Genomic DNA, 24815 nt, shown 5'->3' with positions numbered 1-24815 from the left:
ATGCCCCGAGTAGCGACCCTGTTTCCCCGCTCATCGGCTAAACTAGCGGATTGACCGCGCGGCAGCACCCGGCTCCGCCGCGCCCCGACCAGCATTTCACGACGATTTCATGTCTCCAGACGAATACTGCCAGCAAAAGACCGTCCAAAGCGGCTCCAGTTTCTACTACAGCTTCCTGTTCCTCCCGCCCGAGCGCCGGCGCGCGATCACGGCGCTGTACGCCTTTTGCCGCGAAGTCGACGACACCGTCGACGACGCCACCGACGGCTCGGTGGCGCGCATCAAGCTGGCCTGGTGGCGCACCGAGGTCTCGAAGATGTACGGCGGCACCCCGACCCACCCGGTGATGCTGGCCCTGCAGCCGCACGTCGCCACCTACAAGCTCGAGGAAAAACACCTGCTGGCCATCGTCGACGGCATGGAAATGGATCTCGACCAGAGCCGCTACCTCGACTATCCCGGCCTTCAGCGCTATTGCTGGCATGTCGCCGGCGTGGTCGGCATCCTGTCGGCCAGCATTTTTGGCTACACCAATCCGCAGACCCTGGCCTATGCCGAGAAACTGGGCCTCGCGTTCCAGCTGACGAACATCATCCGCGACGTCGGCGACGACGCCCGCAAGGGCCGCATCTACCTGCCGGTCAACGACCTGCAGCAGTTCGGCGTGACCGCCAACGACCTGCTCAAGCTGCAGCACAGCGACAAGTTCGAGGCGCTGATGCGGTTCCAGGCCGAGCGTGCGCAAGCGGTCTACGACGAGGCCATGGCCCTGCTGCCGAAGGAAGACCGGCGCGCCCAGCGTCCTGGCCTGATGATGGCCGCCATCTACCGCACCCTGCTGGACGAGATCCAGCGCGACGGCTTCCACGTGCTGAACCAGCGCATCTCGCTCACGCCGCTGCGCAAGCTGTGGCTGGCGTGGAAGACGTATGTCCGTACCTGAAGGCAAGGCGCAGGGACTGCGGGTCGCCGTCGCCGGCGGCGGCTGGGCCGGCTGCGCGGCGGCGGTCGAGCTGGCGCGCCAGGGCTGCCAGGTGACACTGTTCGAGGCTGCCCGCACCCTGGGCGGCCGCGCGCGCGGCGTCGAGGTGCGCGGCCTGGCCCTCGACAACGGCCAGCACATCCTGCTGGGCGCCTACCGCGAATCGCTGCGCCTGATGGCGCGGGTCGGCGTCACTGAAAAGACGGCATTCCTGCGCCTGCCGGTGCAGATGCGCTATCCGCCGGGCGGCGCCGGGATGGACTTCGCCGCCCCGCGCCTGCCCGCTCCGCTGCATCTGCTGGTCGCCCTGCTGCGCGCCGCGGGACTGGAACGCGCTGACAAGCTGGCCCTGGCCCGTTTCAATAGCGCCGGGCGCTGGATGGGCTGGCAGTTGAACGACGATTGCACGGTCAGCGAGCTGCTCGAGCGCTTCGACCAGACCGAGCGCCTCATCCGCCTGCTATGGCGCCCGCTGTGCATCGCGGCCCTGAACACGCCGCCCGAGCGCGCCTCGGCCAATGTCTTCCTGGCCGTGCTGCGCGACAGCCTGGGCGCCAGCCGGCGCGCCGCTTCCGACATGCTGCTGCCGCGCCTGCCGATGGGGGCGCTGTTCCCGGAACCGGCAGGGGCCTGGCTCGCAGGCCAGGGCCATACTGTGCTTCTCGGAGAGAAAGTCGCCTCGATCGCGCACGATGGCGATGGCTGGCTGGTGACGCTGGGCGGAGACGTCCCGGCCGAGCGGTTCGACGCCGTCGTGCTGGCCACCCCGGCGCCGGTGAGCGCCGCCCTGCTGGCATCCCTGCCCGGGACCGCGCAACTGGCCGGCCAGCTGGATGCCTTGACCCACGAGCCGATCGCCACCTGCTACCTGCAATACGCGCCCGGCACCCGGCTCGACCTGCCGTTCTACGCGCTGCTGGACGACCCCGCCGCCGGCCGCTGGGGCCAGTTCGTGTTCGACCGCGCCCAGCTCGACCCGGCCCAGGATGGCTTGCTGGCAGTCGTCGTCAGCGCCGCGGGAGAGGCGGCAAACTTGCCACGCGAACAACTGGCGGCGGCCATCGCGGCCCAGCTGGCGCAGGACTTCGAACGGCCGGAACTGGCCTCTCCCGCCTGGACCCAGCTGATCACCGAGAAGCGCGCCACCTTCGACTGCACGCCGGGATTAGTACGTCCAGGCAACATCACACCCCTGCCCGGCCTGGTGCTGGCCGGCGACTACACGGCTTGCGACTACCCGGCGACCCTGGAAACGGCGGTGCGCAGCGGCCAGGCGGCGGCGACGGCCATCCGCGCCTATGGCGCCCTGCCCCGCGAAAAGCGCAGCCTGTCGCACGCCGATGGCGCCCCATCCGGCGCTTCCGTAAGGTAGCAGCATCGAAACACGTCTTATGGATATGCATATGAAACCCCGTCTCGGCCTGCGCGCCGCCGCCATCCTGGTCCTGGTGCTTGCGAGCACCCTGGTGCTGGTCCAGCCCGAGCTGATCGGCGGCACGGCGCACGCGACCGCGCTGGCGATCGGCTCCATCCCGGCCATCGGCCGTTACTAGGGCGAGGCGGCACGCCATGGGAAAGCTGGAATACCTCGACGCGCTCAAGCGCGCCCTGATGGGCCTGCCGCCGGAGACCCAGGCCAGGACCCTGGCCTGGTACGAGCAGCGCTTCGTCGACGGCTCCGCGTCCGGCCGGCCGGAGCACGAGGTGGCCGAAGAACTGGGCGACCCGCGCCAGGTCGCGGTGACCCTGCGCACCAGCGCCCACCTGAGTGAGCTCAAGGACAAGAAGCCGGCCACCAATATCGCCCGCACCATCGTGTCGGGCATCGGCCTCTTGATCTTCAACCTGTTCATGCTGATTCCGGCGGCGGTGTTCGCCTCGCTGCTGATGTCGCTCTACCTGTCGGCCTTCGGCGTGTATGTTTCCGGCATCGCGGTGACTGCCAGCGGGCTGGCCGGCTCCAACGAACTGGTGCTGAGCGCGCCGCTGACCCGCATGGTGGTCAGCGACGATGGCGAGCAGGTCGAATCGCAGACCCGGGTCACGATCGGCGCCAACGGCATCCACGTGTTCGACGAACCGGCGCCGATGGGCGACGGCGGCGACGGCGATGCCCGCGCCGAGCGCGACGACCGCAACTCGCGCTTCATGCGCGGCGCCGAAGCGGTGGCCGAGCGTAAGATCCAGATCACGACCGAGATGGACCCCGGCTCGCGCACCACGCAAGTGGCCCTCGGCTGCGCGCTGGTCCTGGGCGGCATCGCGCTGTTCCTGCTGGCCATCGTCCTGACCAAATACACGCTGCTGGGCATCCGCCGCTACGTCAACATGAACCTGTCGCTGCTGAAGGGATAACGACACCATGCGCGCCTTGATGAGAATCGGATTCGCCCTCCTGGTGCTGTCTGCGGTGCTGATCGCCCTCAGCTACAGCATGCTGCGCGCCACCGGCACCAGCACCGCCGCCGAGCGGCGCGAAGTGGCCCAGGACACGCGCAGCGTGCCGGCCGGGGTCGAGATCGTCGAAGTCGATGGCCCGATCGACCTCAATCTGCGCTACGGCGCCACCCCGGCGCTGCAGGTCAGCGGCGAGCAGCGCATGCTGGGCAACGTCGAGGTGTCCGCCGACGGCAAGGTGCTGCAGATCGGCATCCGCGGCATGGTGCTGCGCCACCGCGAACCGCTGGTGGTCGACCTCACCCTGCCGGCGCTGAGCGCGGTCACGATCGACGGCAGCGGCGACAGCAGCATCAACGGCTTCTCGGGCGACGAGATCGCGGTGCAGCTCAATGGGTCAGGCAGCGTGCGCTTCAACGGGCGCTTCCGCACCGCCCGGGTCGGCCTGAGCGGCAGCGGCGACCTGGACGTGAACGGCGGCGCCGCCATGGACCGGGTCGAGACGCGCCTGATGGGTTCCGGCCGCATCACCGTGGTCGGCACCGCGCGCGAGCTCGATGCCAGCACTACCGGCTCGGGCCATCTAGACGCGGAGCACCTGCGCGCCGACGAGGTGACCGTGAACCAGAGCGGTTCGGGCGACAGCGCGGTACAGGCGCGCAGCAAGGTCAAGGTGTCACTGGCCGGCAGCGGTGACGTCGAGGTGTATGGTAATCCGGCGGAGCGCAGTACCAGCCGGGCGGGGAGCGGGAGCGTGAGTTACCACGAATGATCGTGAGCCAGCGGCGACGCCGTCACTCTTCGTGGCGTCCGTCGAGTCACGATCGTATTCGTAGCGCCGCGCCACGGGAAATGGCGGCAGCCATGCCTCGCGGCGCACATTCCAGAGTTCATACGTCGGCGCCAGCTGGTTGGGGGCATCGAGCGAACCCAGGTACACCAGCACTTCGTCGCCGCTGCGGTCGAACACCGGCGCGCCACAACGCGGACAGAAATACCTGCTCCTGTAGTCACGCCCCTCGCCAGTGATCGTCACCGCGTCTGCCGGAAAGACCGCCGAGGCGTGAAACAGCGCGCCATGACGCTTGCGGCAATCGAGGCAGTGACAAAGTCCGACCCGATATGGCCGCCCGGACGCTTCGAAGCGCAGGTCGCCGCACAGGCAACCGCCAGTGAATGTTGCCATCTCGTCCCCCGGTGAGCAGGACGATAGCTTACAACGAAATCAGCAGGCCGCCGGCTTCAACCGCTCCACTTCCAACCCGAACAGCGGACGCAGGCGCGTCCCGGCCACATTGCCGCAGAAGGCGACCACCAGCCACAACCAGCCGTGCAGGCTGCCCGAAACAATGCCGCTGAAGTAGGCACCGATATTGCAACCATAGGCCAGGCGCGCACCATAGCCCAGCAGCAGGCCGCCGACTACCGCCGCAGCCAGCGAGCGCAGCGGCAAGCGCCACACCGGCGCATAGCGGCCGGCCAGCGCCGCCGCCAGCATCGCGCCGAGCACGATGCCGATATCCATCACCGAAGTGACGTCGAACGCGATCGGCGCTGCCAGCGCCTTGGCATTGGCGGCGCTCGACCAGTAGGTCCAGCTGGCGGTGTCGATGCCAACGACGGCAGCCGCCTTGGCGCCCCACAGCGCGAACGCCGACGTCACTCCCCAGGGACGCCCCGACAGCGCCAGCGTGGCGAAATTAAGCACGACCAGCGCCAGCGCGCCGGCCACCAGCGGCCAGGGGCCATGCAGCCAGCGCGCGCCGCCCTTCGGCTGCACGTGGGCCGCGACCAGCCGCCCATGGCGGCGCTTCTCGACCACGACGGTCACATATGCGATCAGTGCGAACACGGCCAGGTTCAGCGCCAGCGCCGGCAATAAGCCCAGTTCCTTGACCGCCGACAGCGGCGGCAGTTGCGGCATCGCTGTCCAGTATGGCATGTGGGCGGTGCCGATCAGCGAACCGACGATGAAGAACAGCAGCGTGACGATCATGCGGGTGCTGCCGCCACCGACCGTGTACAGCGTGCCGGAGGCGCAACCGCCGCCCAGTTGCATGCCGATGCCGAAGATGAAAGCGCCGACGATGACCGAGGTGCCGGCCGGCTGTACCAGCCCGGTGACCGGATTGCCGAACAGCGTGCCGCCGGCGAGCGCCGGAAAGAACAGCGCGACGCCGACCGCCAGCATCAGCATCTGCGCGCGCAGGCCCGCGCCGCGGCCGTCGGCGATGAACACGCGCCAGGCCGAGGTGAAGCCGAAGGCGGCGTGGTACAACGCGACGCCGAGCAGCGCGCCGACCACGTACAGGGCGGCCTGGCGCGGACCGACGACCTGCGCCAGGTACCAGGCGCCAAGCGCGATGAGAACGAGCGCGACCGCGAGCGGGCGCGGATTGATGTCGGCGCGTCGTGCGCCGGACAAGGATGCGGAACTGGTCATGTAGCGTCCATGAAGATGAGGCGGAACCCGCTATTTTCCAGCATCTTCGCGATTCGCGCACGATGCCGGCCAGTTTACAATGGCGCGATGGCCGTCATCAATCCTCTCGAAGTCGAATTCAGCGCGATCCGGGCCCAGGGCCCTGGTGGGCAGAACGTCAACAAGGTCTCGTGCGCCGTGCATGCGCGCTTCGACATCGCGGCGTCCTCGCTGCCCGCGCACGTCAAGGAACGGCTGCTGGCCTCGCGCGACGCGCGCATCACCCAGGAAGGCGTGCTGGTGCTGAAGGCGCAGGGCTCGCGCAGCCTCGAGCAGAACAAGGAAGACGCCTTGCGGCGCCTGCAGGAACTGGTCGACAAGGCCGCCATCGTGCCGGTCGTCCGGCGCCCCACCCGGCCAACCCGCGGCTCGCAGCGACGGCGGCTGGACGCCAAGACGCGCAGCGGCCAGATCAAGGCCTTGCGCGGCAAGGTCAGCGACTAGCCTGGCCGCTCGTCGTGCGCCGGCAGCGCCGCGAACCAGTCCGCATACGGCGTATTGGCCACCATCCTGCGGTTGAGGTCGGGCGCGTCATCGGTCCACCACACGGGGCCGCGTTCTCCCAGCGCGCGCTTGGCCGCGTCGACCGCCTGGCGCGCACTGCGCTCGGCATTGCCGTCGCGCGCCTTCAGGGCCGCCGCCACGTCGCGGCGCGCCGTCATGAGCTGGTCGACCAGTGCCTGCCGCTCGTCCGGCGCCAGTGCGGGATTGCTCGCGCGCCAGAGGCGGCCCCTGACGACGAAATACCGTCCGTCCGGCGTGGTGGGATAGTTGGCGGGTGAAGGCATGGAACCACTATACGCAAAACCGGCAGGCGCGCCCGTTCGCTTCGCTGATTCACCGAATCTCGAGCGGCCCCGTTAAACCGGTTTCCAGCCATTCCAGCACATCCTGTCCGGCCGCGCGCCCTCCGGCAAAGCAGGCGGTCAGCAGGTAGCCGCCAGTCGGCGCTTCCCAATCGACCATCTCGCCAGCCACGAACGTACCCGGCACCTCTCGCAGCATGCTGCCCGCCAGCGCCTCGAAGCGCACCCCACCGGCGCTGCTGATCGCCTCGTCGATCGGGCGCGGGCGCAACAGCGTCAGAGGCAGGCGCTTGATGGCGGCGGCCAGCCGGACCGGATCGGCATAGTCCTCGCGCGACAGGCATTCGTGCAGCAGGCCGGCCTTGACGCCCTTGATTCCGAGCCGGCTTTGCAGGTGGCTGGACATCGAGCGCGAGCCGCGCGGCCGCGTCACTTCGTCGAATACGCGGTCGGCGTCATGGTCGGGCGTCAGGTCGAGCCAGAGGGTAGCATTGCCTTCCCCGGCGATTTCATCGCGCAGCGGCGCCGACAGCGCATACACCAGACTGCCCTCGACGCCGCTTTCGGTGACCACGAACTGGCCCTTGCGCCAGGCGATCCCGCCATCCGGCTGCTGCATTCCGGCTGCAACCGTGAGCAGCGGCGCGCCCGCATGGCGGCTGCTGAAATGCGTGCTCCAGCCGACGTCGAAGCCGCAGTTGGCCGGCGCCAGGGGAACCAACTCGACCCCGCGTTCGGCGAGCAGGGACTGCCAGGCGCCGTCCGAGCCGAGCCGCGCCCAGCTGGCGCCGCCCAGTGCGAGAATCGTGGCGTCCGCCTCGACCAGGCGCTCGCCGTCCGGCGTGGCCATGCGCAACAGCCCATCCTGCCAACCGAGCCAGCGGTGGTGCATGTGGAAGCGCACGCCGGCCTCGCGCAGGCGATGCAGCCAGGCGCGCAGCAGGGGTGCGGCCTTCATCTCGCGCGGGAATACCCGGCCCGAGGTGCCGACGAAAGTCTCGATGCCGAGGTCGTGGATCCAGGCGCGCACGGCGTCGGCGTCGAACCCTTGCAGCCAGCGCGCGACGTCGTCGTGCCGGGCGCCGTAGCGCCGCACGAAGTCGGCGTAGGGCTCGGAATGCGTGATGTTCATGCCGCCCTTCCCCGCCAGCAGGAACTTGCGGCCGACGCTGGCCATCGCATCGTAGACGTCGACCTGCACGCCGCCCGCCGCCAGCACCTCGGCCGCCATCAGCCCGGCGGGACCGCCGCCGATCACGGCGACACGCTTGGAAACAGGGGCTGGATGGGTCATAACGGCGGCAGGAGAATGAAGGACTGGCATTGTAGTCGAATCGGGCCGCCTGGCGCCATGTAAAGGATGCTTGACACAGCGTCCCGCTCGCCCTACGATGTAAAGCATCCTTTACTTTGCGAGCCACCCGACATGAAGCCGAATACACACGAGAAACGGACCGGCAAGGTCTATCTGCGCGAAATGGCCGGCTCCCTGCTGGCCTACTCCCTGCTGCTGGTGGCGTCGATCCGTTATGGACGTCCGATGGACGACGGCGTCCTGCGCACCGTGGTGCTGCTGTCGCCGATGATCGGCTTCTGCCTGATGTTGTGGGCTATCGCGCGCCACCTCGGCCGCATCGACGAATACCTGCGCCGCAACCTGCTCGAATCGTTCGCGCTGGCCGCCGCCCTCACCGCCGGGCTGACCTTCAGCTACGGCTTCCTCGAGACCGCCGGCTACCCGCGCCTGTCGATGTTCGCCGTATGGATGGTGCTGGGCGCGTCGATGGCGCTGGTCACCGTGGTGCGGGCCCTGCGCCAGCGATGAAAAACCACATCCGCGCGCTGCGCGCCGACCAGGGCTGGAGCCAGGCCGACCTGGCCGAACGGCTCGACGTCTCGCGCCAGACCATCAACGCGATCGAGACCGGGCGCTACGACCCCAGCCTGCCGCTCGCCTTCGCCATCTCACGGTTGTTCGGCCTGCCGGTCGAAGCCATCTTCTCACCCGATCAGGAGACCGCATGAAACCATCCTCCCTGCTGTTCGCGCTGACGCTTGGCGTCGCGTCCATCGCGCCCGCCCACGCCCAAGCCCAGACTCAGGCCCCGGCCGCGCCAGTCGCCAACCGCTTCGCCGCCACCATCGAACCGGCCGAACGCTTCGAGTCCGGCACGCTGCTGGTCGAGCGCCACGGCAGCCGCGGCCGGCCCGTGATCCTGGTGCCCGGCCTGGCCAGCGGCCCCTGGGTATGGCAAGAGGTGATCCGGCAGTTCAAGGACGAGTTCACGCTGTACGTGGTGACCCTGCCCGGCTTCGACGGCCGGCCCGCGCCCGCCGGTTCGCCCGACTGGGCGCCGTTCGAGGGCGCACGCGCCGCCCTGCGCGGCCTGGTTGCGCAGCGCAAGCTGGACAAGCCGGTCCTCGTCGGCCATAGCCTGGGCGGCACCCTGGCCTATGCCGTGGCCCAGGACCTGGGCACCGGCATCGGCGGCGTGGTGGCGCTGGACGGCTTGCCGGTCTTCCCCGGCACCGAGAACATGCCGCCGCAGCAGCGCCCGCAGGCCGCGCTCAACGTCCGCCAGCGCATGGCCACCAGCCGCCCGGACGCCTACGCCGCCGAACAGCGCCAGTACATGCGCGGCCAGGGCGTGCTCGACATCGGCAAGGCCGACGACATCACGCCGCTGCTGCTGCGCAGCGACCGCGAGGCGGTCGGCGCCTATGTCGCCGACCTGCTGGCGCTCGACCTGCGCCCCGGCCTGGCGAAAATCAGCGCCCCGGTGCTGGTCGTGGCCCCGTTTTACCAGTACGATGCAGCTCAGGATGCGCTGACGGTGAACGACAAGGTCGAGCATTACCGGATGCTGGTCGAAGGTATCCCCTCGGTCGAGGTGGTCCCGATCGCACCGTCGCGCCACTTCCTGATGATCGACCAGCCGCTGGCGCTGGCCGGCATCCTGCGCCGTTATCTCGACCGCCGTTGAAAGGAGTAGCCCCCATGCGACCACTCACCCACTGGATCGGCCAGTACCTGCTGGCTTCCGGCACCATGTTCCTGCTGCTGTGCGCCATCGACCTGATGCGCGGCGACAGCCTGGCCGACACCTGGGGCCCGACCCTGGCCTGGTCGCTGGCCGCCGCCGCCATTTTCGTGGCCGCGCGCTGGCGATCTGCCAGCCAGGTGGTGGCAGACCAGGGGATAGATAACAAGCGCTGAACCCGAACATTCTCCAGGATGGATCAAGCCGTGCCATCCCGGCCTGCGGGATACTGCCGGGTTGGGATGCATATGCCTTTGTCATAGCTGCAATATTCCGCTTGACATGCGGTGTGGCAGGAATATTCTTGTACACGCCAGCGTGAACGATGGCGCCCGCTCGACGAGGTCAGCCACGATTCGCCCGGCAGTCCGTTAAACATCTTGGAGGATGTGTATGTCGGTAATCAACCGGTCGTTTACGACCCGCAGGGCAATGCTGGGCGCGATCGCGACCAGTCCGCTATGGATGCAGTCCGCCTGGGCGCAGCCAAACAATCTCAATATCTCGCACCAGTTTCCTGGCGGCAGTATTGCCAGGGGCGACTTCCGTGACCGCCTGTGCCGCATGTTCGCGGCCGAGGTCGAGAAGCGCACGCGCGGCGGCCTGAAGTTCTCGATCCACCCGGGATCGAGCCTGATGCAGCCCAACGCCCAGTTCGGCGCGCTCAAGAGCGGCTCGCTCGACATGGCCCTGGTGCCGCTGTCCTATGCCGGGAGCGAGGCGCCGGAAGCGAATATCGGGCTGATGCCGGCGCTGGTCACGTCCTACGAGCAGGGTTATGGCTGGAAGAACGCCCCGGTCGGGCGCGAGCTGTCGCGCATCCTGGGCGAACAGGGCCTGGTGATCGTCAGCTGGATCTGGCAGGCCGGCGGCGTCGCTTCGCGCGGCGATCCGATCGTCACGCCCGAGGACGTGCGCGGCCTCAAGGTGCGCGGCGGCTCGCGCGAAATGGACATGCTGCTGCAGGACGCCGGCGCGACCGTCGTCAGCCTGCCGTCGAACGAGATCCACGCCGCCATGCGCAGCGGCGCGCTGGACGCGGCCCTGACGTCCTCGACCTCGCTGATCTCGTTCCGCCTGCAGGAGACGGCGCGCTCGCTGACCACGGCGCGCGGCGGTTCCTACTGGTTCATGTTCGAGCCATTGATGATGTCCCGCACCGTGTTCGAACGCCTGAGCAAGCCGCAGCAGGAAGCCATCCTCAAGGTCGGCGCCGACCTGGAGCAGTTCGCGATGAAGATGGCGCGCATCGACGATGCGGCAGTGGTGTCGGTCTATCGCGGGGTCGGCGCGCGGGTGGTCGACCTCAATCCCGAAGCCCTGCGCGGCTGGCAGGACGTGGCGCGCAACACGGCGTGGAAGGATTTCGCGGCGCGCAACGATAATTGCGCGAAGTTGATGGCCCTGGCGGAGCAGTCGATCGCGGCCTTGTGACGGTGCTGCCGGCCCTCGCGGGCCGGCGTCGTTCAACCGCCGGTCACCGGCGGGAAGAACGCCACTTCGGCGCCTTCGCTGATCGGCGTATCGCCATCGCACATGACCTGCCTGAAGGCCATGCGCACCGCGCGTTCCGGCGCCAGCGCCTCGCTCCACACACCACCACGCGCGCGCAGCAGTTCGCGCACCGCGCCCACCGTCGTCACCTCCGGCGGCAAGTCCAGCTGTTCATGGGCGGTGCCCACCGCTTCGCGCAGCGCGGCGAAGTATTTCACATCGATCTTCATGGCTTTCCTAATGCTGTAGTTCGGCGAACGGGATGAAGCGCACCAGGTCGCCGGCGGCGATGCGGTTGCCGGCCGGGTTGTCGACCAGGCCATCGCCCCACACGGTCGACGTCAGCACGCCCGAGCTCTGGTTCGGGAACAGGTCCAGTCCCCCGGCCGCGTTCAGGCGCGCGCGCAGGAACTCGTTGCGGCGGTCACCCTTCGCCAAGTCGAAATCGGCGCGCACCGTATAGCCCCGCGGCTCGACCTGGCCCGTCACCCCCTGCAGGCGCAACAGGAATGGCCGCACGAACAGCAGGAAGGTCACGAAGCTCGAGACCGGATTGCCTGGCAGGCCGACGAAATACGCTGCGCCATGCTCGCGCCGCACTTCGCCGAACGCCAGCGGCTTGCCGGGCTTGACGGCGATCTGCCACATCGACAGCCGCCCTTCGGCTTCCACCGCCGGCTTGATATGGTCTTCCTCGCCCACCGAGACGCCGCCCGAGGTGATGATCAGGTCGTTCTCGCGCGCCGCAGCCACCAGGGTGGCGCGGGTCGCCTCCAGCGAATCGGGCACGATGCCGAAGTCGGCGATTTCGCAGCCGAAGTTCTCCAGCAGGCCGCGCAGCGTGAAGCGGTTCGAGTTGTAGATCGCGCCCGGCTTGAGCTGGTCGGCCGGCACCTCGCCCGGCATGGCCAGCTCGTCGCCGGTGAAGAACACGGCGACGCGCAGGCGCCGCCGCACCGGCAGGCTGGCCAGGCCGACGGACGCAGCCAGCCCCAGTTCCTGGCTGCGCAGGCGGGTGCCTGCGGCCAGGATCACGGAACCTGCGCCGATGTCCTCGCCCTGGCGGCGGATCCACTCGCCGGCGCGCGGCGCGTGGTGGATGGTGACGCTGTCGCCCACCGCCTCGGCCTGCTCCTGCATCACGACCGCATCGGCGCCCGGCGGAATCAGGGCGCCGGTAAAGATGCGCGCCGCGGTGCCGGGTTCGAGTTCGTGGCCGACGCTGCCGGCCGGGATGCGCTGGCCCACCCTGAGCGTGGCGCTGCCGCTGGTGCAATCCTCGGCGCGAACGGCGTAGCCATCCATCTGCGTATTGTCGGCCGAGGGCACGTCGATCGTGGCCAGCTGGTCTTCGGCCAGCACGCGGCCATTGGCCTCGAGGGTCGGCACCGTCTCGGCCTGCCCGACCGGGCGCGCCGCCTCGAGCAGGAAGTCGAGCGCCTCGCGCACCGACAGCATGGGCGAGCCTGGTACCGGCGCGCCCATCACAGCCCCGTGTGTTCGGCGATGTAGGCCTTCATCAGGCTCACATCGGGCGGCATCACGACGAAGCGCTGCGGCAGGGACTCGATGTCCTCGAAGCCGGCGGGACGCGCGGCGTCCTCGCCCAGCGCTTCCAGGATCGTCTCGTTGAACTTGGCCGCCAGCGCGGTCTCGAGGACGATCATCGGCACGCCCGGCTGGACGTGCTCGCGCGCGACCTTGATGCCATCGGCGGTGTGGGTGTCGATCGTGATGCCGTAGTCGTCGGCGACGTCGCGGATCGTGGCCAGGCGGTCGGCGTGGGTCGAGCGGCCGGACAGGAAACCGTACTTCGCCACATCCCTGAACTCGTCGCCGTCGCTGCCCGGCGCGCCGGACAGGTCGAAGCCGCCGTGGGTGTCGACCTTGCGGAACAGCGCATGCGTGCGCTCGGCGTCGCGGCCCACCAGTTCGTAGACGAAGCGTTCGAAGTTCGAGGCCTTCGAGATATCCATCGACGGGCTGCTGGTGTGGAAGGTCTCGGAGGGCTTGCGCACCCGATAGACACCGGTGCGGAAGAACTCGTCCAGCACGTCGTTCTCGTTGGTGGCGGCGACCAGCTTGTCGATCGGCAGGCCCATCATGCGGGCGATGTGGCCGGCGCAGATATTGCCGAAGTTGCCCGACGGGACCGTGAACGACACCTTCTGGTCGTTGCTGGTGGTCGCCGCCAGGTAGCCGCGGAAGTAATACACGACCTGGGCCACGACGCGGGCCCAGTTGATCGAATTGACGGTGCCGATCTTCTGGCGCGCCTTGAATTCGAGGTCGTTCGAGACCGCCTTGACCAGGTCCTGGCAATCGTCGAACACGCCCTCGACCGCGATATTGAAGATGTTCGGGTCCTGCAGGCTGAACATTTGCGCGGTTTGGAAGGCGCTCATCTTCTTGTGCGGCGAGAGCATGAACACGCGCACGCCGCGCTTGCCGCGCATCGCGTACTCGGCGGCGCTGCCGGTATCGCCCGAAGTGGCGCCGAAGATGTTCAGTTCGTCGTTTTCTTTCGCCAGCGCGTATTCGAACAGATTGCCCAGCAACTGCATCGCCATGTCCTTGAAGGCCAGGGTCGGGCCGTTCGACAGCGCCTGCAGCACCAGCTTGCCCTGGGGGCCGTCTTCCAGCACGCGCAGCGGAGTGATGTCGGCGGCGGCCTCGCCTTCGCGGGCGTTGCGGTAGACCTCGGGCGTGTAGGTCCGCGCGGTCAGCTCCTTCAGGTCGGCGTCGGGAATGTCGGTTGCAAACTTGCGCAGGATTTCATAGGCCAGCTCGGCATAGGACAGCTTGCGCCATGCATCGAGCTCGGCACTGGAGACCTGCGGGTACTCGGCCGGCAGATACAAGCCGCCGTCCGGGGCCAGGCCGCCTAACAGGATGTCGGAGAATTGCTGGGGATTGCGTGCTGCGGACGCGCTGGTCGCGCGGGTGGACACATAATGCATACAGTTTGAAGATCCGGTTGGCTCACATTGAAACTTTATTATAGTGGGAGCCGGGCGAAATGTATGCTGTGCTGCAAAAAACGGTGTTGTGGCGCGCATGCGCCACAACACCGCCCCCGCGCAGGCGGGGGCCCAAGTCTGCATGGAGGACAGGATCAGCAGGCCGCGTGGTTGACCGTGACCACGTGGATCGCCAGGCCACCGAGCGAGGTTTCCTTGTACTTGACCTGCATGTCGGCGCCAGTCTGGCGCATGGTTTCGATCGCGCTGTCCAGGCTGACGAAATGGGTCCCGTCGCCCTTCATGGCCAGCGAGGCAGCGGTGATCGCCTTGATCGCGCCCATGCCGTTGCGTTCGATGCAGGGAATTTGCACCAGGCCGCCGATGGGGTCGCAGGTCATGCCCAGGTGGTGCTCGATGCCGATCTCGGCCGCGTTCTCGATCTGCTCGTTGCTGCCGCCCAGCGCCGCCACCAGGCCGGCAGCCGCCATCGCGCAGGCCACGCCGACCTCGCCCTGGCAACCGACTTCGGCGCCGGAGATCGAGGCGTTTTTCTTGCACAGCATGCCGATCGCGCTCGAGGCCAGCAGGAAGTCGCGCACGCCGCGCTGCGGGTCGATCGGGCGACAGTCCTCGGCGTAGTAGCGCAGTACTGCCGGGATGATGCCGGCCGCGCCATTGGTCGGCGCGGTGACGACCCGGCCGCCGGCGGCGTTTTCTTCGTTGACCGCCATCGCATACAGGCTCACCTGCTGCACCGCGTCATGCGGCAAGGCGTTCAATGGTTGCTGCTGGGCTTGCTGGGACTGCTTCCACAGCCCGGCTGCGCGCCGGCGCACGTCGAGGCCACCCGGCAGGCGGCCTTCGGTTTTCAGCCCGTGGCAGATACAGTCGCGCATCACGCGCCAGATATTGTCGAGGCCGGCGTCGAGCGCTTCATCGCTCATGCGCGTGCGCTCGTTGGCGCGCAGCATTTGCGGGATGCTCAGCCCACTGCGGCGGCCATGTTCCAGCAACTGGGCCATCGTGTCGAAGGGATACGGAACGGCTGTGGTCTCAGTATCGGCGGCGCGTGTCTGGCTCTCGCCGGCCGCGGTAATGAACCCGCCGCCGACCGAGTAATAGACGCGCTCGATGATGCTGCCGTCCTGCAGTTGCAGCACGAAGCGCATGCCGTTCGGGTGTTCCGGCAGGGTCGAGGCCTTGTGCCAGACCAGGTGAGTCTTCGCGCTGAACGGAACCGGGTGCGTACCCAGCAGGTGCAGCACGCCGTCGAGTTCAGCTTCCGAAAGCTTGTCCTCGACCGCGACCGGGTCGACGTCCTGCGGGGTCTCGCCCATCAGGCCCAGGATCACTGCCTTGTCGGTGGCGTGGCCGACGCCGGTCAGCGCCAGCGATCCGTACAGGTGGGCTTCGACGCCGACCGCCTGCTCCAGCATTCCGCTCTCGAGCAGGAAGCGGCGCGCCGCCACCATCGGGCCCACGGTGTGGGAACTCGAGGGGCCGATGCCGATCTTGAATAGATCGAAAACGCTCATGTCCATTATTGTCTCCTTTGCCGCTGTCTGGTTGTTATGCGCGGCGGTATTGCGTGGGATTCAGGCCGCGACGCCGAGGCCCACGTCGATATTCTTCAGCATCGAGTCGACCATCTCGTCGACCCCGATGCGCGCCTTCCAGCCCCAGTCGCTCGTCGCGCGGCTGTCGTCCAGGCTCTTCGGCCACGAGTCGGCGATCTGCTGGCGGCTGTCCGGCTTGTAGTCGATGCGGAACTGCGGCAGCGCCTTGCCGATCGCGGCGGCCAGTTCGCGCGGGTTGAACGACACGCCTGCCACGTTGTACGAGGAACGGATCGCGACCTGTTCGCTAGGGGCTTCCATCAGCTCGATGGTGGCGCGGATCGCGTCCGGCATGTAGATCATCGGCAGCGTGGTTTCCGGACCCAGGAAGCATTCATAGGTCTCGCCGCGCAGGGCCGCGTGGAAGATCGCGATCGCGTAGTCGGTGGTGCCGCCGCCCGGAGGCGATTTGTACGAGATGATGCCCGGGTAGCGGATGCTGCGCACGTCGACGCCGTACTTGCTGTGGTAGTACTCGCACAGGCGCTCGCCGGCCAGCTTGCTGATGCCGTAGATCGTGGTTGGATCCATGATCGTGAACTGCGGCGTGTCCTCGCTCGGGGTGGTCGGGCCGAAGGCGGCGATCGACGATGGCCAGAACACCTTCAATGGCTTGCCCGCTTCACCGCGTTCGCGCGCGATCTCGAGGATGTTGAGCAGGCCGTCCATGTTCAGGCTCCAGGCCTTCAAAGGCGCCTTCTCGCCGGTGGCCGACAGCATCGCGGCCAGCTGGTAGACCTGGGTGATGCCCTCATCCGCCACCAGCCGCGCCAGGCTGTCCTTGTCCAGCACATTGAGCACGGTGTAGCGCGCGGCGCCGTACAGGTTCTTGTCGCCGATGTCCGAGGCGATCACGTTTTGCGCGCCGTGCTTGTCGGCCAGCGCGCTGACCAGTTCACTGCCGATCTGGCCATTGGCGCCGATGATGAGGATGCGTTCCATGCTGTGTATTCCTTGTCTTGCTCAGTTATTCTGGATGATGCCGAGTTCCTTGCCAGCCTGCTCGAAGGCCTTCAGCACGGTGTCGAGCTGTTCGCGGGTGTGCGCCGCCGAGAGTTGCACGCGCACGCGCGCCTGCCCCATCGGCACCACCGGATAGAAGAAGCCCGACAGCAGCACGCCCAGTTCGAACATGCGGGACGCGAACTTCTGCGCCACCGGCGCCTCGAACAGCATCACCGGCACCACCGGATGGGTGCCCGGCTTGATGGTGAAGCCGATGCGCTCGATCTCCTTGCGGAAGTAGGCGGTGTTCTCGTGCAGGCGGTCGCGCAGCTCGGTCGACTTCGAGATGCGCTCCAGCACCGCCAGCGAGGCGCCGGCGATCATCGGCGCCAGCGTGTTCGAGAACAGGTAGGGCCGCGATTTCTGGCGCAGGGTTTCAATGACTTCCTTTTTCCCTGACGTGAAGCCGCCCATCGCGCCGCCCAGGGCCTTGCCCAGGGTGCCGGTGATGATGTCGATCTTGCCGATCACGCCGCAGTGCTCGTGGGTGCCGCGGCCGGTCGCGCCCATAAAGCCCGAGGCGTGCGATTCGTCGATCATGGTCAGCGCGCCATACTTCTCGGCCAGTTCGACGATCTTGTCCAGCTGGGCGATGGTGCCGTCCATCGAGAACACGCCGTCGGTGACGATGATCTTGTGACGCTTGCCCGCTTCGGTGGCGGCGACCAGCTGCTTCTCGAGGTCGGCCATGTCGTTGTTGGCGTAACGATAACGCGCGGCCTTGCACAGGCGCACGCCGTCGATGATCGAGGCGTGGTTCAGAGCGTCCGAGATGATGGCGTCGTTCTCGTCGAACAGCGGCTCGAACACGCCGCCGTTGGCGTCGAAGGCGGCCGCGTACAGGATGGTGTCTTCGGTGCCGAGGAAGTTCGACAGCGCGCTTTCGAGTTCCTTGTGCACGGTCTGGGTGCCGCAGATGAAGCGTACCGAGGACAGGCCGTAGCCATATTTCTCCAGGGCGGCGGCGGCCGCCTTCTGGGTCTCGACGTCGCCCGACAGGCCCAGGTAGTTATTGGCACACATATTGATCAGGGTACGGCCATCCTGCGCGACCACTTCGGCGCCCTGGCGCGAGGCCAGCACGCGCTCGGGCTTGAACAGTCCCTCGTCCTTCAAGGTGGCGAGTTTTTGCTGCAGGCTGCTATAGAAAGCTTGGTCGCTCATGGTGTTCCCCTGTTCCCTGGTTGTCTGGCTGGACCGGCGGCTTGACCGGCGGTCGGCGGATGTTGTACCGTTGGTTCGTTCGATGTCGAGAACTTGGTTCGTTATCTCGAACTGAAATTCAATATATTGAATATTACGCCCAGCCAATGAACTTGGCAAGCGGCTTGCAATATACTTATAAGCGTTTCGACTTAAGCAATACGCATACAGGCACGCACACGGAAAATGAGCACCACTCTAACAAACAATGCCCCGCCAGAAGTTGGCGCCACGCTACAGCGCCTGCGATTGGCGCGCGGCCTGACACTGGAAGATCTGTCGCGCATCGCCGGCGTCTCGAAATCGATGCTGTCCCAGATCGAGCGCGAAAAAGCCAATCCCACCATCGCCATCACCTGGCGCCTGGCCAATGCGCTGGGGGTGCAGATCGGCGAGCTGCTATCGTCCGAGGTGCGTAGTGCCGAGCTGATCCGTGTTGTCGATGCGCATGAAATCCCTACCCTGCCCGGCGCGCATGCCGGCTATTCCCTGCGCATCCTGGGACCGATGGACCTGGCGGGCAAGTATGAATGGTATGAATTGATCCTCGCTCCGGGGGGGGCGCTGGCGTCGCAGGCCCACGATCCGGGCACCGGGGAGCACCTGACGGTGATTACCGGAACGGTCGAGCTGGAAGTGGGGAACGAGAAGAAGAAGGTGCGGCACGGCGCGACGGCGCGCTATCCGGCCGACCAGGACCATGTGATTCGCAATACCGGCAAGACCGAGGCGAAGGCGGTGCTGGTGGTCGTGCACCGGTAGGGTGGGCGGGGACGCCGAGTCGGCTCCGCCGCCCACCCTACATCACAGCCAATGGTTAGTGAGTCCCACCAACCGTCTTGGCCGCGTCACCCATGTGCAGCTCACGCGACAGGAAGCCCCAGCGATCGGCCACTTCCTCGATCTGCTTGCCGGTCGGCTTGCCGGCGCCATGACCCGCCTTGGTATCGATGCGGATCAGGAACGGCGCCGCACCTGCCTGCGCTGCCTGGCCCGCGGCGGCATACTTGAAGCTGTGCGCCGGCACCACGCGGTCGTCGTGGTCGGCCGTAGTCACCATGGTCGCCGGATAGCAGCTCCCCGCCTTCAGGTTGTGCAGCGGCGAATACTTGACCAGGGCCTTGAACTCGTCAGGATTCTCCGACGAGCCGTAGTCCGACGTCCATGCCCAGCCGATGGTGAACTTGTGGAAGCGCAGCATGTCCATCACGCCCACCGCGGGAATCGCGGCCGCGAACAGGTCGGGGCGCTGGGTGGTGGCGGCGCCGACCAGCAGGCCGCCATTGCTGCCGCCGCCGATCGCCAGTTTCTTCGGCGAGGTCACCTTGTTCTGGACCAGCCATTCGGCCGCGCCGATGAAGTCGTCGAACACGTTCTGCTTCTGCAGCTTGGTGCCGGCCTGGTGCCAGGCTTCGCCGTATTCTCCGCCGCCGCGCAGGTTGGCCACCACATAGACGCCGCCCATCTCCATCCAGGCCAGGTTGGCCGGCGAGAAGCTCGGGGTCAGCGAGATATTGAAGCCGCCATAGCCGTACAGGTAGGTCGGGTTCGAGCCATCCAGCTTGAGGCCTTTTTTCGACACGATGAACATCGGCACCTTGGTGCCGTCGCGGCTCGTGTAGAACTGCTGGCGGGTCTCGTAGTCGGCCGGGTTGAAAGCGACCTTCGGCTGGCGGAACACGGTGCTCTGGCCGGTCTGCAGGTTCAGGCGGTAGATCGTGGTCGGGTTGGTGAAACCGGTGAACGAATAGAAGGTCTCGGTGTCGCCGCGCTTGCCCGACAGGCCGCCGACGGTGCCGATGCCCGGCAGCGCGATCTCGCGCACCGGCTTGCCGTCCAGCGAGATCACGCGCACGACGCTCTGCGCATCCTTCAGGTACTCGAGCACCAGCTGGTTGTTGACGATGTCGCTGCCTACCAGGGTGTCGGCGCTCTCGGCGACGATTTCCTTCCAGTTGTTCTCGGCAGGCTTGCTGACGTCGATCGCGACGATGCGCTTCTTCGGCGCCTTGCGGTCGGTGCTGAAGTAGAACACGGTGCCGACGTTGTCGATGAACTCATAGCCGGCGCCGAAGTTGTCGATCAGGTCGACCACCTTGGAATCTGGCTTGGACAAATCCTTGTACGACACGCGGTATTTCGGCGCGGTGCCCTTGGTCGTGGTGACGATCAGATAACGGCCGTCGTCGGTGGTCTGGCCGCCGAAGCCCCATTCCTTCTGGTCGGGACGGTCGTAGACCAGGGTGTCGGCGCTTTGCGGGGTGCCGATGCGATGGTAGTACAGCTTCTGGAAGTAATTGACGTCGGCCAGCTTGGTGGCTTCCTTCGGCTCGTCGTAACGGCTGTAGAAGAAGCCCTTGCCGTCCTTGGTCCAGGCGGTGCTCGAGAACTTGACCCACTTGACGTGGTCAGCCAAGTCCTTGCCGGTCTCGATGTCGCGAACCTTGATCTCGTTCCAGTCCGAACCCGAGGCGGCGATGCTGTAGGCCAGGAGCTTGCCGTCGGGGCTGACTTCGGCGCCGGCCAGGGCGACCGTGCCATCGGCCGCCAGGGTATTCGGGTCGAGCAGCATGCGCGGCTGCTCGTCCAGGTTCTTGAGGGTGTACAGCACGGCCTGGTTCTGCAGGCCGTCGTTGCGGGTGTAGAAGTAGCGGCCGCCTTCCTTGCCCGGCACACTGTAGCGCTCGTAGTTCCAGAGCTGGGTGAGGCGCTGGCGGATCGCTTCGCGCTGCGGAATCTGCGCCAGGTAGGCCTGGGTCACCTTGTTCTGGGCATCGACCCAGGATTTGGTCTCCGCGCTGTTCGCGTCCTCGAGCCAACGATAGGGGTCGGCCACCACGGTGCCGTGGTAGTTGTCGGTCTGGTCGACTTTTTTCGATACCGGATAGGTCAGCGAAGGGCCGGCGGGCGAGCAGCTCTGGGCCATCGCTGGCGCGGCAAAAGCGGCGGCCAGGACGGCGGCGAGCGTGGCGAGTCTCATGTGCATATTGTTCTCGGGCTGTTTAATGATGGGGTGGGCTTGTGGCCGCAGGGCATCATAGCGCGAAATGACAGGCTTGAATATGGCGGGGAACGCTGCGTCGGGCGTCAATATTCAGGTGCCGGTACGCCCGACCAGGCGACGTGGACTCGTCTTGACCGCCAGCCAGCGTTCGACCAGCGTCCGCGCGCGGCTGCGCTCGGCCGGGCTGAGCGAAGCGGTGTAGTCGTTCGCCGCCGTGCTCGCAGCCAGCGCGACATCGGCCGGGGCAGCCTTCTCGAGCCCCCTTCCCTGCCGCGCGAGCCAGGCCCACATGCAGGCGCGCAACGGATCCTTGACCACGCCGCGGCCGGCCGCGTACAGGCCACCCAGGTTGTGCTGGGCCGGCGCGTGGTGCTGGCGCGCCGCCTGGCGGTACCAGTAGGCAGCCAGCACGTCGTCGCGCGGCACGCCCTCGCCGCTCGCATATAGCGCGCCGAGATTGTTCTGCGCGCTGGCATCGCCCTGCTGGGCGGCGCGCCGGTACCAGGCAGCGGCCTGGGCCGGGTCGCGCGGCACGCCCTGCCCCTTCGCATACAGCAGGCCCAACGCGAACTGGGCGTTGGCGGCGCCACCCTCGGCCGCCTGCCGGTAGAACACCAGCGCCCGCCCCCCATCGCGCTGCACGCCGCAGCCACCCGCCAGCATGCGGGCCACGCGATACTGGGCCTGGACATGGCCCTGGCCCGCCGCCTGCAGGTAACATCGCAAGGCCCGGGCACTGTCGCGCGGCATCCCGCCGCCCGACAGCAGGCCGCCCAGCGCGTACAGCGCCTCGGGCTCGCCGCCGGCGGCCGCACGTTCGAGCCAGTGGCTGGCCAGCGCCGCATCGGCCCCTGTGCCGCGGCCTTCGGCATAGGCCAGGCCCAGCTGGCGCTGGGCGCCGGGGTCGCCCGCGCCGGCCGCATGGCGGAACCAGTACAGGGCCTGGCCCGGGCTGGGCGCCACGCCCTGCCCGCGCGCATACATCTGGGCCAGTTGCACCTGGGCCGCCACGTGGTCTTGCATGGCGGCCTTGCGAAACCACGCCATCGCCAGCGGATGGCTGACGCCGACCCCATGCCCATGCAGATAGGCCTGGGCCAGCTGAACCTGGGCGCGCGCCAGGCCCTGCTCGGCGGCGCGGTAGAACCAGCCGATCGCGGCCTGGTGCGAGCCAGGCACGCCGCGCCCCTTGAAGTACAACAGGCCGAGATTGTGCTGGGCCGAGCGGTCGCCCTGGCGCGCGGCGCGCAGGAACCAGTGCGCGGCGCGCGCGTCGTCGCGGCATGTGCCCCGGCCGGTGTAGTACATGACCCCGAGGTAGTTCTGGGCATAGGCCAGCCCGCGGGCGGCGGCGCGCGCCATCCAGGCCGCGGCGCGCGCGTCGTTGGGCGCGACGCCATCGCCGCGCAGGTAGAGCTGGGCCAGGTTGAACTGGGCGTAGGGATCGCCCTTGATGGCGGCCCGATGGAACCATTGATAGGTGTCGGTGCCCTCGCGGGCGGCGTCCTGGCTCATCCACATCCCCTCGGCGGTCACAGCAATCCCATTGCTAAAATTTTAAGTAAAGCACGGGATGCGGGATTTGCGACCGCACAATCGGACGCCCTGGCGGCGCGCGCGGGGCGCCGCCGCGGGCGGTTCAGGCGGATTGAGCGGCAGCGACGGGTGCCGCAGCGGCCGCGGCGCGGCGCTCGCGCACGGTGGCCGCATATTTATCGAGGAAGGCGGGGATCTTGGCGGCCGCGACCTTGTTGATCGAGACCAGCAAGGCGGGCTCGACCTGCTCGATGCCGCAGGTGCGGCCGAGGTGGCGCGCGGCATGCAACAGCACGTCGGCGGCCACCTGGGCGTCGGCCTCGGCCCGGTGGGCGGTGCCGCGGAAGGCGATGCCGAGCTGGCTGGACAGCAGGCCCAGCTTGTAGCTGGCCAGGCCCGGGAACAGGCGCCGCGACAGCTTGAGCGAGCACACCAGGCCGGCATGCGCCGTGCTGCGGCCGTAGCGCGCGCCCTCGGCCTTCAGGAACTTCTCGTCGAAGCTGGCATTGTGCGCCGACAGCACGTCGCCGCCGATGAAGTCGAGCAGCTCGGGCACCACCTGGTGCGCGGGCGGCGCGCTGTCGACCATTTGCTGGGTGATGCCGGTGAGTTGGGTGATGAAGGACGGCACCCGCACGCCGCAATTGACCAGCGAGACGTAACGCTCGGTCACTTCTCCGCCGACGATGCGCAGCGCCGCCACTTCAGTGATGCGGTCGCCCATCTCGGGCGACAGGCCGGTGGTCTCGAAGTCGAGCATCACCAGCGGTCGATCATAAACACTCATCGCTATTCCTGTATTAATTACACAAAGCGTCAGCCGAACTTGCGCAGCGCGTCCAGCGCCAGGCCGGTGCCGATGCTGCCGAACAGGTCGCCCTCCACGCGCCGCGCGCCTGGCACCATGGCGCCGATGCGCTCGCGCAGCAGGCCGACGCCGCTCGAGCCACCTGTGAAGAATACCGTATCCACGTCCTCCGGCCGTACTCCGGCGTCGGCGAACAGTCGCTTGACCGTGGTGGCCACCTGGTCCACCAGGCCGGCGATCGCCGCCTCGAACTGCGCGCGCGCGACATCGAGCGTCTCGGGTGGCGACAGCCGGTCGAGCTGCAGGCGCACCAGGTCGGCATCCGACAGCGCGATCTTGGCGCCTTCGACCTGGATCGCCAGCCAATGGCCGGCGCGCTCGTCGATCAGGTTCTGCAGGCGCGCGATCTTGCCCGGCTCGGCCGCGTCGCGCGCCAGGTCGGCCAGCTGGGCCACGCTCTTGCGCGTATAGGCCTGGTTGATCGTGTGCCAGGTGGCGAGGTTGAAGTAGTAGCTGGACGGGATCGCCGCGCCCGAGCGCAGGCTGCTGCCGTAGCCGAGCAGCGGCATCACGCTGGCCAGGCTCAGGTACTTGTCGAAATCGGTGCCGCCGATGTGCACGCCGCCATTGGCCAGGATGTCGTCGCGCCGCTCGGCGCGCGCCGCGCGCTGCGGACCGAGGCGCACCAGCGAGAAGTCCGAGGTGCCGCCGCCGATGTCGGCGATCAGCACCAGCTCTTCGCGGTCGATGCGCGCTTCGTAGTCGAAGGCGGCGGCGATCGGCTCGTACTGGAATCCGACCTCGCGAAAGCCCACCGCGCGCGCGACATCGTGCAGCGTGTCCTGGGCCAGCTGGTCGGCCTGGCGGTCGTCGTCGATGAAGAACACCGGACGGCCAAACACCGCGCGCTCGAACGGCACGCCGGCCTGGCTTTCGGCACGCCGTTTCACTTCGCCGATGAACTGCGACAGCAGCGCGCGAAATGGCAGCGCGCGGCCGGCGACCTCGGTCTGGCCGTCGATCAGGCTGGTGCCGAGCAGGCTTTTCAGCGAGCGCATGAGGCGGCCCTCGTAGCCTTCGAGGTATTCGGCGAGCGCCGCGCGGCCGTAGCTGACCTTCTCGTCGTCGGCATTGAAGAAGACCACCGACGGCAAGGTCGGCTTGCCGTCCTCGAGGCTCAGGAGCGCGGTCGGGGCGGAGTGCGTCGTGCCGGGACGGAGCCAGCCGACGGTGGAGTTGGACGTGCCGAAGTCAACGCCGCAGGCGTGCGTCATAAGAACCCTTTATCGTGAAGGGGCGGTATGGTACCAGATTCCACGCCGGCTGTATCCCTCCAGGCCGCCTCCGCGGCCCTGTAAGCGGCCTCTTACACACACACGGCGGCGCTACCGATATGGCTGATTCAATTGCTTTTGCATAATTAGTCAAGGCCGCACACGATGTTGCGCGGCCACTCGAAGATAACAATAATGCAAAAG

26 protein-coding genes are annotated in these 24815 nt (G+C 67.5%); 12 read left to right on the top strand and 14 right to left on the bottom strand.

Features of this window, described 5'->3' with window-relative positions; all coding sequences use genetic code 11:
• The first annotated feature begins 109 nt into the window (after positions 1-109).
• The 5 genes from hpnD to Q9246_RS10600 are packed head-to-tail and all read left to right on the top strand — an operon-like array spanning position 110 to position 4151.
• Complete coding sequence (hpnD, locus tag Q9246_RS10620; RefSeq protein ID WP_306397520.1) at positions 110-943, top strand: presqualene diphosphate synthase HpnD; 834 nt, start codon at positions 110-112, stop codon at positions 941-943.
• Positions 930-2354, top strand: coding sequence for a hydroxysqualene dehydroxylase HpnE (hpnE, locus tag Q9246_RS10615; protein ID WP_306397519.1), 1425 nt, complete (start codon positions 930-932; stop codon positions 2352-2354). Before hpnD ends, hpnE begins: the two co-directional genes overlap by 14 nt.
• 31 nt (positions 2355-2385) lie before the next feature.
• The gene (locus Q9246_RS10610) at positions 2386-2535 is read left to right on the top strand and encodes a hypothetical protein (protein WP_306397518.1); all 150 of its coding nucleotides are present in this window, start codon (positions 2386-2388) and stop codon (positions 2533-2535) included.
• A 16-nt stretch (positions 2536-2551) separates the two neighbouring features.
• On the top strand, positions 2552-3337 hold the full coding sequence (locus Q9246_RS10605) for a DUF1700 domain-containing protein (protein ID WP_306397517.1): 786 nt from the start codon (positions 2552-2554) through the stop codon (positions 3335-3337).
• 19 nt (positions 3338-3356) lie between these two features.
• Positions 3357-4151, top strand: a complete 795-nt coding sequence (locus tag Q9246_RS10600) for a head GIN domain-containing protein (protein WP_306397516.1) — start codon at positions 3357-3359, stop codon at positions 4149-4151.
• Here Q9246_RS10600 and Q9246_RS10595 read toward each other — a convergent pair.
• Together Q9246_RS10595 and Q9246_RS10590 are read right to left on the bottom strand one after the other, a co-directional pair.
• Entirely contained in the window at positions 4056-4565 is a 510-nt protein-coding gene (locus Q9246_RS10595; RefSeq protein WP_306397515.1) for a GFA family protein, read from the bottom strand. The two genes, Q9246_RS10600 and Q9246_RS10595, sit on opposite strands and share 96 nt — an antisense overlap.
• Before the next feature lie 39 nt (positions 4566-4604).
• Positions 4605-5822 carry a YeeE/YedE family protein gene (locus Q9246_RS10590; protein ID WP_306397514.1) on the bottom strand — a complete coding sequence of 406 codons (1218 nt, stop codon included), beginning with the start codon at positions 5820-5822 and terminating at the stop codon, positions 4605-4607.
• Between the two features lie 87 nt (positions 5823-5909).
• On the opposite strand from Q9246_RS10590, the gene arfB reads away from it, so the two are divergent.
• Positions 5910-6305, top strand: a complete 396-nt coding sequence (gene arfB / locus Q9246_RS10585; RefSeq protein ID WP_306397513.1) for an alternative ribosome rescue aminoacyl-tRNA hydrolase ArfB — start codon at positions 5910-5912, stop codon at positions 6303-6305.
• Here the strand turns inward: arfB and Q9246_RS10580 are convergent.
• Both Q9246_RS10580 and Q9246_RS10575 read right to left on the bottom strand, forming a co-directional pair.
• Entirely contained in the window at positions 6302-6649 is a 348-nt protein-coding gene (locus tag Q9246_RS10580) for a hypothetical protein (RefSeq protein ID WP_306397512.1), read from the bottom strand. The genes arfB and Q9246_RS10580 overlap by 4 nt on opposite strands.
• Positions 6650-6698: 49 nt before the next feature.
• A complete protein-coding gene (locus tag Q9246_RS10575) occupies positions 6699-7961 on the bottom strand; it encodes a TIGR03862 family flavoprotein (protein ID WP_306397511.1) in 1263 nt (420 codons plus the stop codon).
• A 132-nt stretch (positions 7962-8093) separates the two neighbouring features.
• Here Q9246_RS10575 and Q9246_RS10570 point away from each other — a divergent pair, with 132 nt between their 5' ends.
• The 5 genes from Q9246_RS10570 to dctP all read left to right on the top strand — a co-directional run bounded on the left by Q9246_RS10570 (position 8094) and on the right by dctP (position 11142).
• Complete coding sequence (locus Q9246_RS10570) at positions 8094-8492, top strand: hypothetical protein (protein WP_306397510.1); 399 nt, start codon at positions 8094-8096, stop codon at positions 8490-8492.
• Positions 8489-8692, top strand: coding sequence for a helix-turn-helix transcriptional regulator (locus Q9246_RS10565; RefSeq protein WP_306397509.1), 204 nt, complete (start codon positions 8489-8491; stop codon positions 8690-8692). The genes Q9246_RS10570 and Q9246_RS10565 overlap by 4 nt, the downstream gene beginning before the upstream one ends.
• Positions 8689-9651 carry an alpha/beta fold hydrolase gene (locus Q9246_RS10560; protein ID WP_306397508.1) on the top strand — a complete coding sequence of 321 codons (963 nt, stop codon included), beginning with the start codon at positions 8689-8691 and terminating at the stop codon, positions 9649-9651. Before Q9246_RS10565 ends, Q9246_RS10560 begins: the two co-directional genes overlap by 4 nt.
• 14 nt (positions 9652-9665) lie before the next feature.
• The gene (locus Q9246_RS10555; RefSeq protein WP_306397507.1) at positions 9666-9884 is read left to right on the top strand and encodes a hypothetical protein; all 219 of its coding nucleotides are present in this window, start codon (positions 9666-9668) and stop codon (positions 9882-9884) included.
• A 256-nt stretch (positions 9885-10140) separates the two neighbouring features.
• Positions 10141-11142 (top strand): TRAP transporter substrate-binding protein DctP, encoded by a 1002-nt coding sequence (dctP, locus tag Q9246_RS10550; protein ID WP_306397506.1) that lies wholly within the window; start codon positions 10141-10143, stop codon positions 11140-11142.
• 32 nt (positions 11143-11174) lie between these two features.
• On the opposite strand, the gene moaD is transcribed toward dctP, so the two are convergent.
• The 6 genes from moaD to Q9246_RS10520 form a co-directional block, all read right to left on the bottom strand.
• Positions 11175-11432, bottom strand: a complete 258-nt coding sequence (gene moaD, locus Q9246_RS10545; RefSeq protein WP_306397505.1) for a molybdopterin converting factor subunit 1 — start codon at positions 11430-11432, stop codon at positions 11175-11177.
• Positions 11433-11439: 7 nt separating this feature from the next.
• A complete protein-coding gene (locus Q9246_RS10540; protein ID WP_306397504.1) occupies positions 11440-12687 on the bottom strand; it encodes a molybdopterin molybdotransferase MoeA in 1248 nt (415 codons plus the stop codon).
• A complete protein-coding gene (gene thrC, locus Q9246_RS10535; protein ID WP_306397503.1) occupies positions 12687-14162 on the bottom strand; it encodes a threonine synthase in 1476 nt (491 codons plus the stop codon). The genes Q9246_RS10540 and thrC overlap by 1 nt, the downstream gene beginning before the upstream one ends.
• 155 nt (positions 14163-14317) lie before the next feature.
• Positions 14318-15706: an L-serine ammonia-lyase gene (locus Q9246_RS10530; RefSeq protein WP_306397502.1), complete on the bottom strand. Its 1389-nt coding sequence runs from the start codon at positions 15704-15706 to the stop codon at positions 14318-14320.
• Between the two features lie 54 nt (positions 15707-15760).
• Entirely contained in the window at positions 15761-16723 is a 963-nt protein-coding gene (locus tag Q9246_RS10525) for an NAD-dependent epimerase/dehydratase family protein (RefSeq protein ID WP_306397501.1), read from the bottom strand.
• Between the two features lie 21 nt (positions 16724-16744).
• Positions 16745-17950, bottom strand: coding sequence for a glycine C-acetyltransferase (locus tag Q9246_RS10520; protein WP_306397500.1), 1206 nt, complete (start codon positions 17948-17950; stop codon positions 16745-16747).
• 225 nt (positions 17951-18175) lie between these two features.
• Between Q9246_RS10520 and Q9246_RS10515 the strand changes: the two genes are divergently transcribed.
• The gene (locus Q9246_RS10515) at positions 18176-18751 is read left to right on the top strand and encodes a helix-turn-helix domain-containing protein (protein ID WP_306397499.1); all 576 of its coding nucleotides are present in this window, start codon (positions 18176-18178) and stop codon (positions 18749-18751) included.
• Positions 18752-18806: 55 nt separating this feature from the next.
• Here Q9246_RS10515 and Q9246_RS10510 read toward each other — a convergent pair whose 3' ends face one another.
• The 4 genes from Q9246_RS10510 to Q9246_RS10495 all read right to left on the bottom strand — a co-directional run bounded on the left by Q9246_RS10510 (position 18807) and on the right by Q9246_RS10495 (position 24611).
• Positions 18807-20975 carry a prolyl oligopeptidase family serine peptidase gene (locus Q9246_RS10510; protein ID WP_306397498.1) on the bottom strand — a complete coding sequence of 723 codons (2169 nt, stop codon included), beginning with the start codon at positions 20973-20975 and terminating at the stop codon, positions 18807-18809.
• A 108-nt stretch (positions 20976-21083) separates the two neighbouring features.
• Positions 21084-22508 carry a tetratricopeptide repeat protein gene (locus tag Q9246_RS10505; RefSeq protein ID WP_306397497.1) on the bottom strand — a complete coding sequence of 475 codons (1425 nt, stop codon included), beginning with the start codon at positions 22506-22508 and terminating at the stop codon, positions 21084-21086.
• A gap of 124 nt (positions 22509-22632) precedes the next feature.
• On the bottom strand, positions 22633-23316 hold the full coding sequence (locus tag Q9246_RS10500; protein WP_306397496.1) for a 3'-5' exonuclease: 684 nt from the start codon (positions 23314-23316) through the stop codon (positions 22633-22635).
• A gap of 29 nt (positions 23317-23345) precedes the next feature.
• Positions 23346-24611, bottom strand: a complete 1266-nt coding sequence (locus Q9246_RS10495) for an Hsp70 family protein (protein ID WP_306397495.1) — start codon at positions 24609-24611, stop codon at positions 23346-23348.
• Positions 24612-24815 lie beyond the last annotated feature (204 nt).

Origin of the sequence: Telluria beijingensis (genome assembly GCF_030770395.1) — a bacterium.
GTDB classification, from domain to species: Bacteria; Pseudomonadota; Gammaproteobacteria; order Burkholderiales; family Burkholderiaceae_D; genus Telluria; species Telluria beijingensis.
Note: the sequence above shows the minus strand (reverse complement) of the source record. Positions and strands in the feature narration are given on the sequence as shown.